Annotated in this window: 13 protein-coding genes; 6 read left to right on the top strand and 7 right to left on the bottom strand. The window is 64.3% G+C overall.

Going from position 1 to position 14,220, the window contains the following annotated elements; translation table 11 throughout:
- Window positions 1-156 precede the first annotated feature (156 nt).
- The 3 genes from purM to NKJ72_RS21450 all read left to right on the top strand — a co-directional run bounded on the left by purM (window position 157) and on the right by NKJ72_RS21450 (window position 2,537).
- Window positions 157-1,221 carry a phosphoribosylformylglycinamidine cyclo-ligase gene (purM, locus tag NKJ72_RS21460; protein WP_352479275.1) on the top strand — a complete coding sequence of 355 codons (1,065 nt, stop codon included), beginning with the start codon at window positions 157-159 and terminating at the stop codon, window positions 1,219-1,221.
- Window positions 1,218-1,925, top strand: coding sequence for a phosphoribosylglycinamide formyltransferase (gene purN / locus NKJ72_RS21455; RefSeq protein ID WP_352479274.1), 708 nt, complete (start codon window positions 1,218-1,220; stop codon window positions 1,923-1,925). Before purM ends, purN begins: the two co-directional genes overlap by 4 nt.
- A 96-nt stretch (window positions 1,926-2,021) precedes the next feature.
- The gene (locus NKJ72_RS21450) at window positions 2,022-2,537 is read left to right on the top strand and encodes a SixA phosphatase family protein (protein WP_352479273.1); all 516 of its coding nucleotides are present in this window, start codon (window positions 2,022-2,024) and stop codon (window positions 2,535-2,537) included.
- 109 nt (window positions 2,538-2,646) lie between these two features.
- Here NKJ72_RS21450 and NKJ72_RS21445 read toward each other — a convergent pair whose 3' ends face one another.
- From NKJ72_RS21445 to NKJ72_RS21415, 7 genes are all read right to left on the bottom strand, one after another.
- Window positions 2,647-2,880, bottom strand: a complete 234-nt coding sequence (locus NKJ72_RS21445) for a DUF680 domain-containing protein (RefSeq protein WP_352479272.1) — start codon at window positions 2,878-2,880, stop codon at window positions 2,647-2,649.
- Between the two features lie 377 nt (window positions 2,881-3,257).
- Window positions 3,258-5,480: a cation:proton antiporter domain-containing protein gene (locus NKJ72_RS21440; RefSeq protein ID WP_502901882.1), complete on the bottom strand. Its 2,223-nt coding sequence runs from the start codon at window positions 5,478-5,480 to the stop codon at window positions 3,258-3,260.
- Window positions 5,481-5,651: 171 nt separating this feature from the next.
- Window positions 5,652-6,350 (bottom strand): DUF2270 domain-containing protein, encoded by a 699-nt coding sequence (locus NKJ72_RS21435; protein ID WP_352479270.1) that lies wholly within the window; start codon window positions 6,348-6,350, stop codon window positions 5,652-5,654.
- 56 nt (window positions 6,351-6,406) lie between these two features.
- Complete coding sequence (locus NKJ72_RS21430; RefSeq protein WP_352479269.1) at window positions 6,407-8,515, bottom strand: molybdopterin-containing oxidoreductase family protein; 2,109 nt, start codon at window positions 8,513-8,515, stop codon at window positions 6,407-6,409.
- Between the two features lie 42 nt (window positions 8,516-8,557).
- A complete protein-coding gene (locus tag NKJ72_RS21425; RefSeq protein ID WP_254820273.1) occupies window positions 8,558-8,755 on the bottom strand; it encodes a hypothetical protein in 198 nt (65 codons plus the stop codon).
- Window positions 8,756-8,759: 4 nt separating this feature from the next.
- Complete coding sequence (locus tag NKJ72_RS21420) at window positions 8,760-10,637, bottom strand: ABC-F family ATP-binding cassette domain-containing protein (protein WP_352479268.1); 1,878 nt, start codon at window positions 10,635-10,637, stop codon at window positions 8,760-8,762.
- 453 nt (window positions 10,638-11,090) lie between these two features.
- Entirely contained in the window at window positions 11,091-11,270 is a 180-nt protein-coding gene (locus NKJ72_RS21415; protein WP_352479267.1) for a hypothetical protein, read from the bottom strand.
- A gap of 132 nt (window positions 11,271-11,402) precedes the next feature.
- On the opposite strand from NKJ72_RS21415, the gene NKJ72_RS21410 reads away from it, so the two are divergent.
- The 3 genes from NKJ72_RS21410 to NKJ72_RS21400 all read left to right on the top strand — a co-directional run bounded on the left by NKJ72_RS21410 (window position 11,403) and on the right by NKJ72_RS21400 (window position 14,220).
- A complete protein-coding gene (locus NKJ72_RS21410) occupies window positions 11,403-11,576 on the top strand; it encodes a hypothetical protein (RefSeq protein ID WP_254820276.1) in 174 nt (57 codons plus the stop codon).
- 94 nt (window positions 11,577-11,670) lie between these two features.
- Window positions 11,671-13,752, top strand: coding sequence for an ATP-dependent helicase (locus NKJ72_RS21405; protein WP_352479266.1), 2,082 nt, complete (start codon window positions 11,671-11,673; stop codon window positions 13,750-13,752).
- A gap of 165 nt (window positions 13,753-13,917) precedes the next feature.
- Window positions 13,918-14,220 (top strand): DUF982 domain-containing protein, encoded by a 303-nt coding sequence (locus tag NKJ72_RS21400; protein ID WP_352452964.1) that lies wholly within the window; start codon window positions 13,918-13,920, stop codon window positions 14,218-14,220.

The raw sequence follows: 14,220 nt of genomic DNA, 5'->3' as shown, positions 1-14,220 counted from the left end.
ATGCGCAATGGTGCCGATCGGCAGGTCGGCGGGACAGCGCCCCCTCTGGCCTGCCGGCCATCTCCCCCTCAAGTGGGGAGATCGGCAGTTTCAGCGCCGTTATCCTTGCGGACCGAAACCGTTCATGCGAAGAGCCCGAGAAAGCAGGGAAAGAGTATGAGCAAGCGCAAGAACGGGCTCACCTATGCCGAAGCGGGCGTCGACATCGACGCCGGCAATCTCATGGTCGAGAAGATCAAGCCGCTGGTGCGCGCCACCCGCCGGCCGGGCGCCGATGGCGAGATCGGCGGCTTCGGCGGCCTGTTCGATCTCAAGGCAGCCGGCTTTACCGATCCGGTGCTGGTCGCCGCCAATGACGGCGTCGGCACCAAGCTGAAGATTGCCATCGATGCCGGCAAGCATGACACGATCGGTATCGACCTCGTCGCCATGTGCGTCAACGACATCGTCGTGCAGGGCGCCGAACCGCTGTTCTTCCTCGACTATTTTGCCACCGGCAAGCTCGATCCCGACCAGGGCGCTTCGATCGTCGGCGGCATTGCCGCCGGCTGCCGGCAGGCCGGCTGCGCGCTGATCGGCGGCGAGACGGCGGAAATGCCCGGCATGTATCACGACAAGGATTACGACCTCGCCGGCTTTGCCGTCGGTGCCGCCGAACGCGGCCAGCTGCTGCCGACAGACGACATCGTCGAGGGCGACGTGCTGCTCGGCCTTGCCTCATCGGGCCTGCATTCGAACGGCTTTTCGCTGGTCCGCCGCATCGTCGCCGTAAGCGGCCTTGGCTGGGGCGATCCGGCGCCGTTCAATGACGAGGCGACGCTGGCCGAGGCGCTGCTCGAGCCGACGCGCATCTACGTCAAGTCGATCCTCAAGGCGATCCGCAACACGCATGGCATCAAGGCGCTGGCCCATATCACCGGCGGCGGCTTTCCCGAAAACATCCCGCGCGTTCTGCCCAAGGATTTTTCGGCCGAGCTCGATCTCGGCGCCATCGAGGTGCTGCCGGTGTTTTCGTGGCTGGCCAAGACTGGTGGCGTCGCGCCGGAAGAGATGATGCGCACCTTCAATTGCGGCATCGGCATGATCCTGGTCGTCGCCTCCGGCCAGGCGGCGCAGGTCGCTGCCGTTCTGCAGGAGGCCGGCGAGACGGTGACGCCGATCGGCCAGATCGTGCCGCGCCGCGATGCCGGCGTCATCTATCGGGGCTCGATCGGCCTATGACCAGAAAACGCACCGTAGTGCTTATTTCGGGGCGCGGCTCCAACATGACGGCGCTGATAGCGGCGGCGAGCAACCCGGCCTATCCGGCCGAAATCGTCGGCGTCATCTCCGATCGCGCCAATGCCGCCGGCCTCGGCATCGCCGCGGCGCGCGGCATCGCCACCAGGGTGATTTCGCGCTCGGACCATGCCAGCAAGGAAGCGCATGACGGGGCGATCGACGCGGCCCTTGTCTCTTTTGGCGCCGAGATCGTCGCGCTGGCCGGCTATATGCGCATTCTCGGCGCGCGTTTCGTCGAGAAGTGGCAGGGCCGCATGGTCAATATCCACCCTGCCCTGCTGCCTGCCTTCAAGGGGCTGGATACACATGCGCGGGCGCTCCGCGCAGGCATGCGCATCCATGGCTGCACGGTGCATTTCGTCACGCTCGACATGGATGATGGGCCGATCATCGCCCAGGCCGCGGTGCCGGTGATGGTCGGCGACAATGAGGATACGCTGGCCGCGCGCGTGCTCAAGGCCGAGCACCAACTCTATCCGCTGGCGCTAGGGCTGGTCGCCGAAGGCAAGGCGCGGATGGAAGGCGGCCGCACGGTGTTTTCGCGCTTCGCCGACGATGCCGACAACGCCGCGTCGGTGGTGATCGCGCCCGACCCGCTGCGCGAGGAGACCGACCTCGAGCACCTGGCGCGGATCACCCCGTAAGAGTCAGCGTGACGCTTTCCCCGTAACTGGGGGAGATGGTCAAGAGCGTCCGCGTCGTGCATGGCGCACGCGACGTTTCGGCCTTATTTTGAATCCATGAAGCAACTGCTGCTCCTCCGCCACGCCAAGTCGAGTTGGGACGATCCCGGCCTCATCGACTTCGACCGGCCGCTGTCCGCGCGCGGGCTGAAGGCAGCGCCGCTGGTCGGACGCGAACTGGCCCGGCGCGGCTGGCTGCCGGAGCTGGCGCTGGTATCGCCGGCGCTGCGCACCCGCGACACGTGGCGGCTGCTCTCGGCGGAATTGCCGGCGAAGGTGCAGGTCAAATTTGCCCAGGCGCTCTACGAGGCAGCGGCGGCGGACATCCTCGCCAAGGTGCGGCAAGTAAAGGCGGGAACCGGAACGCTGCTGCTGCTCGGCCACAATCCCGGGTTGGAGGAGTTCGCGCGCGGTCTTGCCGGGGCTGGATCGGATGAAGCGGCGCTGAAAAAACTGGCGGATAAATTCCCGACCGCGGCCCTGGCTCGGTTTGACGTCGATGGCGATTGGGCCGGTCTCACCTTCGGCGGCGCCCGGCTGACGCACTGCATCTGGCCGAAGGATCTTCGCTAGGGATTGCCTGGCAGGCCGGGGGACCGCCGACCTTCGGCCAAACCCGCTTCGCACCAAACAAGAGCGGCGGGCCAAGCCCGCCGCTCTTTGTGCTCCGGGGCCGTGATAATCAGCGGCCCCAGATGCCTTGGCCGGATTCAGGCGCCACCGACTCGGAAGTCGTCTTGGCACCAGCATGCTCGGAAGTAACCGGCTTGCGGATCGAGCCGGTAAACGTGTTGTCGACGTTGGCAGTAGGAGCGGCCGGCTGGTTGACGTTGTCCGAGCCATAGTGGTCGCTGCCGGCAAAAGCAGTGCCGGTGGCAACAAGGATGGCGGCGGCGGTAAGAGCGATCTTGGTCATTTCGGGTACTCCGGTAGTCTTTGTTCTGTCCGTCAAGTGGCGTGCTTTGGGAGGAATTCGCGTCGCTCGGACCACCCCGAGATGGGTCGGCAAGCCTGTCGTTTCCAATCACGAAAATTTTGTTCGGGTGCGCCAAATTGGCCGCTTGAAATTCGACATGCGGCTCCTTCCGCCACACTGTTCTTCTTTATTGTCAATTGGTTACGCGGTCATTGGTGATTTTCTTGGCGAACATTCTGGGAGCCGGCGTTCACCCTTTCCTGTACGCTCCGTCAACAGAACCGAACCGTTCGGTTCGAGTTCTTTACGTTTGACTGATCAGCGCTTCAGAGCCTCAATCGACATGTCTACCGACGGGTCAGTGCGCGCCATGAAAATCACGCCGCCAGCTCAGCGCCAGCGGCGTCATGCTTGGGCCGCGCGCTGGCCAGAAGCACCACGGGGCAATTGCAGGCGGCCAAAACAGCGCCGGCGGTTTCGCCGAAGAACAGGTCCCCACCCGGACGTTGGGTGACGCCCATCACGACGATCGCCGCGCCGTTGGCCGCCTCCCGGGTGATGGCCTTGTCGGGTGTGACGCGGGTATGGAACGCTGTGTCGATATGCAGGCCGTAGCGGCCCGCCAAATCGGCGATGTCTTTCAGCACGGCCTCTTCGCGGCTATGCGACACCGATGTCGACCTGCGGCCCTTGGCTGCCTTTTGCGAAACGTAGAGAACTTTGATCCGTGCCCGGTTTGGACGGGCCAGCGCCAGCGCCAAGTCGGCGGCGCGACGCGCCACCTGGGTACCGTTGACGGGGACGAGAATGCTGGTTCCGGCCTTCAGCGTCGGCATCTTTTCGGCAGCATTGCCGCCGTTCAGGACCAGGCAAAGCGGGCCGTCAAATCCTGCGGCAATGTCGTTGAGGGCCGGCGCGAAGGCGCCATCGGCGGTCAGCACATTGTCAAGGCCGACCAGCAACAGGCCGTATCCCTTGCGGGCCTCTTCGGCGATCGTCTCACCCGTGGCCTCCAATTCGGTGCGGGCCGTCAGATGGACTTTGTCGACAAGCGTATCTTCGATCCGTTTCACCGCCTGAGCGCTTTTTTTTGCACCCTTCTTGATTTCCTGCAGGGCGCGCTCCTGTCCCTTGCTGTCGGTCGGCCTGTCAACTCGGCCGTCTTTCGGCTGAAGCAAGGTGGTGGGCAGGCGAAGCAAGGTGGTGGGCATGCCGCTGCCTCCACCGACCAGTCCGGCGAGATAGGCAGTGAACTTGCCGATCCTGCTGTCGTCGACCAACACCAGCAGCCGCTCCAACCTGGAAATGAAGCCGTATTCGTCCAACGCCTCGCGCTCGACACGCTGCTGCTCGTCATGCCCAACCGGCAGCCGGCCGAGCGCCCAGCGCAGCATCGGCGGCATGGCCAAGGTGGTGATCACGGCCATGGTGACGATCATGGTGAAGAGGTTGTGCGACAGGATGTTCATCGACAGGCCGATGCTGGCGACGATCACCTCGGTCGAGCCGCGCGCGTTCATTGCACTGCCGACGGCGATTGCTTCCTTGAACGACATGGCGGCGAGCTTGGCGCCGATGAATGCGCCGCCGAACTTGCCGATGCTGGCGATGACCACAAGTGCGCCCGTCAGCATGGCAAGCGTCGGGTCGGCGAGCACTGTGAGATCGGCGGAAAGCCCCGCCATGCCGAAGAAGATCGGCATGAACAGCGCGGTGATGACGCCGCGCAGCTGGCCTTCGATATGGCTGGAGAGGATAGGCGATTCCCCGACAAGGATGCCGGCGACGAACGCCCCCAGCACCGTATGGACGCCTATCATGTTGGTGATCAGCGCCATGACGCCCATGATGATAAGGATCATGGTGATCACCGCAAACTCACTGCGGAATTGATCGTTGGTCCAGCGGATCAAGGTGAAGACAAGACGGCGGCCAATGGTGAAGGAGAACACCATGAACAGTGCCACGGCGGCGATGGTGGTCGCCAGCGGTACGAGCTGCAGCCTGCCATTGGTGGCGATGCCGAAGGTAACGGCGATGACCAGCCAGCCGATCGTGTCCTCGATGATCGCCGAGGAGATAATCACCTGTCCGAGGTTGCGGCGCATGAAGTTCATCTCGCGCACCACCATGGCGACGATCTTGACTGACGAGATCGACAGCGCGGTGCCCAGGAACAGCCCGGCAACGGTGCGTTGCGTCGGGTTGGGCAGCAATGCATCCGGCAGGAACTGCGCCAGCGCGAAACCGCAGATGAAGGGCACCACGACGCCGGTAGCCGAAATGGAAAAACAGGCCGCGCCAACCCGGCGTACCAGCCGCAGGTCCGTCTCCATGCCGGTCAGCAAAAGCAGCATCAGGATGCCGAGCTGCGAGACGGCGTCGATCATGCCCTTTTGCGCGGGATCGGTGGGAAAGATCAGGTGCTGGGCCGACGGCCATAGCCAGCCGAACAGCGAAGGACCGAGCAGGATGCCGCCGATCAGTTGGCCCATGATTGCCGGCTGGCCATAGCGCTGCAACACTTCGCCCAGGCCGCGCCCGACAAGCAGCAGAAGCACGATCTCGGCGACGAAAGCGCCTTCGCCCGAACCACCCATGCCGGAGGCCTTGGTCCCGGCAACAAGCGTCTCCGCTGCCCCGGCCGCGCCTGCGGGGACGAAAGCGCAAACCAACAGCGCCAGGCTGGAACGTGTCGGAGCCTGCCAAGCCATGAAACCCCCATCGCCCAAGTGCACGTGCCCAACAACGCGCGACAGGGCGTTGCGTTGCTAGACGTGAACGTCACCGAAGGAGAGTTCGCCGTCGTCGCTCTCTGTCAGAAAGGCTGTCACCAGCAGGCCCGCATAGAGGACGGCGACCAGCACGACGATGGCGCCACCAGGAACTGGACCCAGCGCAGCACTGGCGACGGCCTCACGCATCGACCCGACGAAGCCGATGGGGACGCCTTCGGTCAGAAGACTGGGGGTCGACAGTTTGAGGATCCAGGCCAGCAGCAGAATCAGCAGCATGTAGATGTAATTGCGACGCAGGCGGCGCGCCAAAGCCACGCGTTGCGAAATCAGGAATTTCGGCGCGCGCAGGCTCTCGCCGACGATCAACAGCCAATCGGACGCGAAGTCCGGCTGCGGCGAGAATATCTGCGCGAAATAGTGCCGTTCGAACTGGCGCACGCGAGCCCGATAGAAGTCGAAGAAGCGATATCGGCGGGCCTCTATCCACAGCAGCAGCAAGACAAGCAGCATCGCAAACAGCAGCACGCCATGGTGAGCGCTGGCTGTCGAAAGCGAGACGGACAGCATCGCCGCGACAACGGTTATCGCCCAGTTGCTCGTCCGGTCCAGGCGGTCGCGCCACCCAGCCATGCGCGCAATCTCGGCGCGATGAAAGTGGGACATCGTGGTTACGAGTTCGCCGGACGACAATGTCCTTCCGATGGGATCCGGCGCCCGCAACACTTCTGCCATGACAATGCCTCCACCCGCCACGCGAAAACGGCCGGATGGAGATATCGTTCCGACGCTCAATCCGCCGGGCGCAGCCAGACCTTGTTGTCGTGGAAGGCGGCGCCGCCATAGGGCGCCGGCGCATCGGCGCCGGTCAGCACGTTGATACCCTCGCCGCGCTCATGGGCGCTGTTCGGCCAGATGCCTTCGGCAACGACCACGCCACGCTTGATCCCGTCGAACAGTTTTGCGTGCAGCACCACTTCGCCACGCTGGTTGCCGACTTCGACACGTCCGCCGTCGGCGAGGCCGAGTGCCGCCGCATCATCGGGATGCAGGAGCAACTCCGGCCGGCGCTCTTTTGCCTGCGACACCGGCGTTTCGGCAAAGGTCGAATTGAGGAAATTGCGCGCCGGCGAGGTCGTCAGCCGGAACGGATGCGCCTCGTCGGCGACCTCGATCAGGTCGACATGATCGGGAAATTCCGGCAACTGCTCCACAGGCCCGAACAGGCCCATGCTTTTCGGCGGCCGGTTGGGCGCCGCCTGCCCCGTCCAGTTGGCGCGAAAATGGAATTTCTTGTCGGCATGGCCGAAGCCGTCCAGGAAATGCGCGGCCGCGAAATCCGGCTGCAGGTCGATCCATTTTTCGTCCTTGAGGCTCGAAAAGCTGCCCAGCCCGCGCTTGCCCAGAATGATATCGATATGCTGCTGCTCGGTCATGCCGAAGCCCGGGCGATCGGCGACACCGAGCCTTTTGCCGAGCTCCTCGATGACGAAATGGTTGGTGTGCGGACCTTCCGGAGGGTCGATCAGCTTCGGCCCGAGCGTGATGTGCTGGTTGCCGCCACCCTTGTAGACGTCGTCATGCTCGAGAAACATCGTCGCCGGCAGCACCACATCGGCGAGCTTTGCCGTGTCGGTCATGAACTGCTCGTGCACACAGGTGAAGAGGTCGTCGCGCAGGAAGCCCTGCTTCACCAGCCGCTGCTCGGGCGCGACATTCACCGGATTGGTGTTCTGGATCAGCAGCGCCGTCACCGGTGGACCGCCATAGAGCGCATCCCTGGCGCCGGTCAGCACCGGGCCGATGCGCGAATGGTCGAGATGGCGGATCGAGGGATCGCGCATCTTGGTGCCTTCCAGCAGCTCCTGGTTGAGCTTGAAGATACCGGAATTGGAATGGAAGGCGCCGCCTCCCTCATACTGCCAGCAGCCGATGACCGCGGCGATCGAGGCCGCGGCATGCATGTTGACCGAACCGTTGCGCTGCCGCGAAAAACCGTAGCCGAGGCGGAAATAGGTCTTCTTCGTCGTGCCGACGAGACGGGCGAAGGCTTCGATCTCGGCGACCGAAAGCCCGGTGATGTCAGCGGCCCATTGCGGCGTCCTTGTCTGAAGATGCGCTTCCAGACCGTGCGGATCGTCGGTGTATTTTTCCAGATAGGCGCGGTCGGCCATGCCGTCACGAAACAGCACGTGCATCACCGCGCAGGCCAGCGCGCCGTCGGTGCCGGGCTTCAGCACCAGGCCGAGATCGGCCTGTTTCATCGTCGCGTTTTCGTAGACGTCGATGACGACGATCTTGGCGCCGCGTTCCTTGCGCGCCTTGATGGCGTGGGTCATGACGTTGACCTGCGTGACCACGGCGTTGGTGCCCCAGATCACCACGCAGTCGGATTTGCCCATCTCGCGCGGGTCGGGACCGCGCAGCGCGCCGGCGCCCATCATCCAGCCGGTCCAGGCCAGATTGGTGCAGATCGAACCGAAGAAGCCGGAATATTTTTTCGCATGGCGCAGCCGTTCGATGCCGTCGCGCTGCACCAGCCCCATCGTGCCGGCATAGTAGTACGGCCAGACCGTCTCCGACCCGTACTTCGCCTCGGCGGCAATGAACTTCTCGGCGACAAGGTCGAGCGCTGCCTCCCAGCTCGCGTCCTTCCAGGCGCCGTCGCCCTTGGCGCCGGCCCGCACCAGCGGCTTCAGCAGGCGGTCGGGATGATGGACGCGATCGGCGTAACGGGCGACCTTGGCGCAGATGACGCCGGCCGTATAGCTGTTGGCCTTGGCGCCATGGACGCGGCCGATACGCCTGGCGTCGAGCAGCTCGACCTCGAGCGCGCAGGTCGACGGGCAATCATGCGGACAGGCCGAATGGCCGATTTTGAGCTTGGCGTGCTGATTCATGGGCGCAAACTAGCCGGTTGTGATAGTGGCGTGTAGGGCCAGTTACACGCCATCAATGCGCTTGAGCAAGGCGTTGTAGGCGCCGCATTTCGGGCAATGTATGTGGCGCTCGACATGCGATGATCCGGCTCCGGCGTCGATGACCAGCAGATTGCCGTCTCCACACTCAGGGCATTTTACGACAGCTTCGGAATTGACGGCCAAAACCTTGGCAGCTTCGATCCATAGTTTTGCCGACATTCTCCTACTCCGCCGTGCCTTCCTCATACTCCGCCGACATCGACAGCCATTTTTCCTCGTGGCCGGCCAGCTGTTGCGCGAGTTGTGAGCGCTCCTTGGCCAGCCTTGTCGCGGTCGAGGGGTCCTTTTCGTAGACGGCCGGGTTGGCGAGTTCGTCCTCGATCAGGTCGATGCGCTTGCGGAGGCGGTCCATCAGCGCTTCGGTGGCGCGGATTTCCTTGGCCAGCGGCTCGAAGGCAGCGCGGCGCGCGGCTGCATCGCGGCGGCGGTCGGCCTTCGACGCTTTGTCCGCCTCGCGCTTGCCGCGGCGTTCGCCGGAGACGTCGGTGACCAGCGTCTTGTAATCCTCGAGATCGCCGTCATACGGATTGACCGCGCCGTCCTTGACCAGCCACAGCCGGTCGGCGGTCGCTTCGAGCAGATGGCGGTCATGCGAGATCAGTATGACGGCGCCGGGAAAATCGTTCAGCGCATGGATCAGCGATTCACGGCTGTCGATGTCGAGATGGTTGGTCGGTTCGTCGAGGATGAAAAGGTTCGGCCCCTCGAAGGCCGACAGGCCCATCAGGAGCCGCGCCTTTTCGCCGCCGGACAGATCCTTGGCGGCGGTGTTCATCTTTTCGGTGGTCAGGCCGAACTGGGCGACGCGACCGCGCACCTTGGATTCCGGCGCATCCGGCATCAGCTGGCGGACATGCTCATAGGCGTTTTCGTCGGGCCTGAGGTCGTCGAGCTGGTGCTGGGCGAAGATTGCCACCTTCAGCCCGGGCGCCACCGTCATGCTGCCGGTCTCCGGCTTCAGCCGGCCGGCCAAAAGCTTGGCGAAAGTCGACTTGCCGTTGCCGTTGGCGCCGAGCAGCGCGATGCGATCGTCGGCATCGATGCGCAGCGTCATCCTCTTCAGGATCGGGTCGCCCTCGGTGTAGCCGACGTTGACGTTGTTGAGCGCAATGATCGGCGAAGCCACCGTCTTCACCGGCTCCGGAAAGGAGAATGGCCGCACCGTGTCGTTCACGATCGCGGCGATCGGCTTCATCTTCTCCAGCGCCTTGATGCGCGACTGCGCCTGCCTCGCCTTCGATGCTTTGGCGCGGAAGCGCTCGACGAAGGATTCCATGTGCTTGCGCGCGGCTTCCTGCTTGATGCGGCCCTTCTCCTGCAATTCGCGCTGCTCGGTGTATTGGCGCTCGAACTGGTCGTAGCCGCCGCGCCAGAAGGTCAGCTTCTTCTGGTCGAGATGGACGATCGAATTGACGGCGCGGTTGAGCAGGTCGCGATCGTGCGAAATCAGCAGCACGGTATGCGGGTATTTCGACACGTAGTTTTCCAGCCAGAGCGTGCCTTCGAGGTCGAGATAATTGGTCGGCTCGTCGAGCAGCAGCAGATCGGGCTCGGCAAACAGCACCGCGGCCAGCGCGACGCGCATGCGCCAGCCGCCGGAGAAGGACGAGGCCGGGCGCCGCTGCGCGGCATCGTCGAAGCCGAGGCCGGCGAGAATGGTGGCCGCGCGTGACTCGGCCGAGTGCGCATCGATATCGGCCAGCCGCATGTGGATGTCGGCGATGCGGTGCGGGTCGGTCGCCGTCTTTTCCTCTTCGAGCAGGGCACTCCGTTCGAGGTCGGCCTTGAGCACGATCTCGATCAGCGGCTCCTCGGTGCCCGGCGCTTCCTGCGCGACCTGGCCGATGCGCGTGTTTTTGGGCAGGCTGACCGAGCCGGTCTCGGAGGCGAGGTCGCCGGTGATCGCCTTGAACAGGGTCGTCTTGCCGGTGCCGTTGCGGCCGACAAGGCCAGCCTTGCTGCCGGCCGGCAAGGTCAGTGAGGCATGGTCGAGAAGCAGGCGTCCGGCCATGCGGAGCGAAAGGTCGTTGATGATCAGCATGGCCGGGCTTTTGCACGGGACAACCATGCTTCGCAAGGCCTTGAGCCCCGGTTCCCCGCAAAGGTGCGAAAACCGGCAAGCAGGTGACGTCGACCCCGCGCGCCGCAACGTCCCGCAAAACGCAAAAAAGAACCCGCTATCCTGAGGGGGGACAAGGAGAGCGGGCCCTTTCGTGAACGGCGGCCTTGGGAGCGTCCGATCGACACCCAAACACGCAGCAGCCCGCTTTGTTCCATGGGAAGAACGGACTATGTGATGAACAAACGCTGCTGTGGCCGGCAGGTTTGTCCACAGGGGCGTGCCGTCTGTACGCTATCGCCCATGACGCTGCGGAAAGACTCAGCTATCCTTGGATGTGCGGCGGGCCTGATCTCCGCCTGGCCGGCGCCATCAGCTTCCTCCCAAGCGGCGCCGGCCACCTTCCTTGACCGGAGCCGACTCCATTTGAGGCGGTCATTGTTTCGGCGGCGTGCCGGGCTGATCGCCGCCGGTCGTCGATTTCGGCACCGGATTCTTGTCGACCTGCGGATTCTGCTCGACCGTATCGCTAGGGGCCTTGGTCGGCTGGATGTTGTTGTCGCAACCCGCAACAGTCAGAGCTGCCATAAGCAGCAGGATTGAGCGCTTTTTCATCGCAGTCTCCTCTCGCCCGACAACGAGGCGTCGGCGATTTGGTTGCGCGGCCGGTGTCGTTCCCGCATTCGCCGAGGAGCCGGGGAACAAAATGCCGCGTTTCCGGTTGCTGCACAATCAATGGAGGAAGGCATGATCCGTCTGCTCATCGCCGGGGCAATCGTTTATGTTGCCTATCGCGTCGCCAGGAAAGTGATCGACGAGGTGCCCGACGATTTCGATCCGCTGCTGTTGCCGCCGCCACAGGACGATCGCGAGGCGCTGCGGCGGCAATCGGCAAGCATGGGTGTCGAGCCCGAGCGCTAGTCGACAGGCCTGCCCGCAGGGCTTCTTCGTTCACGGGCCCTGTTCCGGCTCCGCAAACCGTTGCGAACAAAGCAGAAACGATGCTTGATGGGCGATGAACCTCGCCGCCCGTGATTCGTCCTTCCAGCCGGCCTATCTGGAGAAGCTCAACGCCGAGCAGCGGCTTGCCGTCGAACATGGCGACGGCGAGATCGCCGGGCCGTTGCTGGTGATTGCCGGCGCCGGCTCCGGCAAGACCAACACGCTGGCGCACCGGGTCGCGCATCTGATCGTCAGGGGTGCTGACCCGCGGCGGATCCTCTTGATGACATTTTCGCGCCGTGCCGCAGCGGAAATGGCCAAACGGGTCGAGCGCATCGCCGGCGAGGTGCTGGGGCGCGATGCCTCGGTGATTACCGATACGCTGAGCTGGGCCGGCACATTCCACGGCATCGGCGCCAGGCTGCTGCGCGATTACGCGCTGGAGATCGGTCTCGATCCGGCCTTCACCATCCACGACCGCGAGGATTCCGCCGACCTGATGAACCTCGCCCGCCACGAGTTGGGTTTTTCGAAGACCGAAGCCCGCTTCCCGACCAAGGGCACCTGCCTTGCGATCTATTCGCGCGCCGTCAACGCACAGGCGCCGCTTGGTGAGGTGTTGGGTTCGGTGTTCCCGTGGTGCGCCGGTTGGGCCGAACAGCTGAAGCAATTATTCGCCAGATATGTCGAGGCCAAGCAAGCGCAGAATGTGCTCGATTACGACGACCTGCTGCTCTACTGGGCGCAGATGGCCGGCGAGCCGGAAATCGCCGCGCATCTGGGTGCGCGTTTCGATCATGTGCTGGTCGATGAATACCAGGACACCAACCGGCTGCAGGCATCGATCCTGACGGCGCTCAAGCCCGACGGATCGGGGCTGACGGTGGTCGGCGACGACGCGCAGTCGATCTATTCGTTCCGCGCCGCGGAAGTGCGCAATATCCTGGATTTTCCCAAGCAGTTCGCACAGCCGGCGGAAGTCGTCATGCTGGAGCGCAACTACCGCTCGACCGAGACGATCCTGGCGGCCGCCAATGCGGTAATCGGCGAAGCGTCGGAACGTTTCACCAAAAATCTCTGGACCGAGCGCAAATCGGCGGACAAGCCGAAGCTGGTGAGCGTGCGCGACGAGACCGAGCAGGCGAGCTATGTCTGCCAGGCGATACTCACCGAACGCGAAGCCGGCACCGTTCTCAAAGCACAGGCGGTGCTGTTTCGAGCCTCGCACCATAGCGGCCCGCTGGAGATCGAGCTGACGCGCCGCAACATCCCCTTCGTCAAGTTCGGCGGGCTGAAATTTCTCGATGCAGCTCACGTCAAGGACTTGCTGGCCGTGCTGCGCTTTGCCGAAAACCCGCGCGACCGCGTCGCCGGCTTTCGCGTGCTGCAACTTCTGCCGGGCATCGGCCCTTCGGCCGCCAATGCGATCGTCGAGACCATGGCGACATCGCTCGACGAGACAATGGGGCTTGCCCGCTATCGGCCGCCGCAGCGTGCCGCCGACGACTGGCCAGGCTTTGTCGCGCTCTATTGCGGCCTGCGCGCCGGCACGCAAAAATGGCCGGCCGACCTCGAGCAGGTCAGGCTCTGGTACGAGCCGCATCTGGAACGCATCCACGAGGATGCCACGACGCGCCGGGCCGATCTCCTGCAGCTCGAGCAGATCGCTTCCGGCTATGCGTCGCGCGAGCGCTTCCTCACCGAGCTGACACTCGATCCGCCTGACGCGACCAGCGACGAGGCTGGCCCGCCGCACCGCGACGAGGATTATCTGATCCTGTCGACGATCCATTCGGCCAAGGGCCAGGAGTGGAAGAACGTCTTCGTGCTCAACACCGTCGACGGCTGCATCCCGATCGATCTCGGCGTCGGCAGCAAGGAGGACGTCGACGAGGAGCGGCGGCTGCTCTACGTGGCGATGACGCGGGCCAAGGACAGCCTGCACCTGGTCATGCCGCATCGCTTTTTCGTCCACGGCCAGGCGGCGCGCGGCGACCGCTATGTCTATGCCTCGCGCACGCGCTTCATCCCGCGCTCGATCTTAGGCGCCTTCGAACAGGTGGCTTGGGCCAGCGTCCAGGCCCCGGACGATCCGCGCCGCCAGCCGCAGGTGCGCGTCGACCTCGGCGCCCGCATGCGTGGCATGTGGAAATAGGCATCCGCCTCGCCGCTGGCGCCGCTCTCACGGCGACCGCTCCCGGAGCCAGCGAAAAAACAATCCCGGCAACATGGAACCTCGCGCCGTGACCCGCGTTTCTGCCCGACCCCCCAGACCGGAGAACGGCGTCCGCCGTGACCTCCGCCCATTCGAGAGGCCAGAATGCACGACAGGACGTTTTCCACTCCGGTTGCCCTAACCGTTGGCGCCGGCTACAAGCGTACGATCGCTTCGTTCTCCGAGATGCACGAATTCCTGACCGAGTTCCCGCCTTCGCGCCGGCGGCTGAGCTATGGCGCCGCGGTAAAGGCCTGCGAGGCGGCACGTGCCGGCGAGATCTCGGCCGAAGCGGCACGCGACGCCCTGATCACCTTCGCCGTGACGGCAGGCATCCTCTGGCCGGCCGCCCAGCCGGCGGTCTCGGTCAAGCCGGTCGCCCGGGGCCTCGGCGGCTACGCCGCCTGA

The sequence above is a fragment of the Mesorhizobium sp. M0045 genome (assembly GCF_040323385.1).
Classification (GTDB): domain Bacteria; phylum Pseudomonadota; class Alphaproteobacteria; order Rhizobiales; family Rhizobiaceae; genus Mesorhizobium.
The sequence above is the reverse complement of the archived record's forward strand: the minus strand, read 5'-3'. Positions and strand labels throughout refer to the sequence as shown.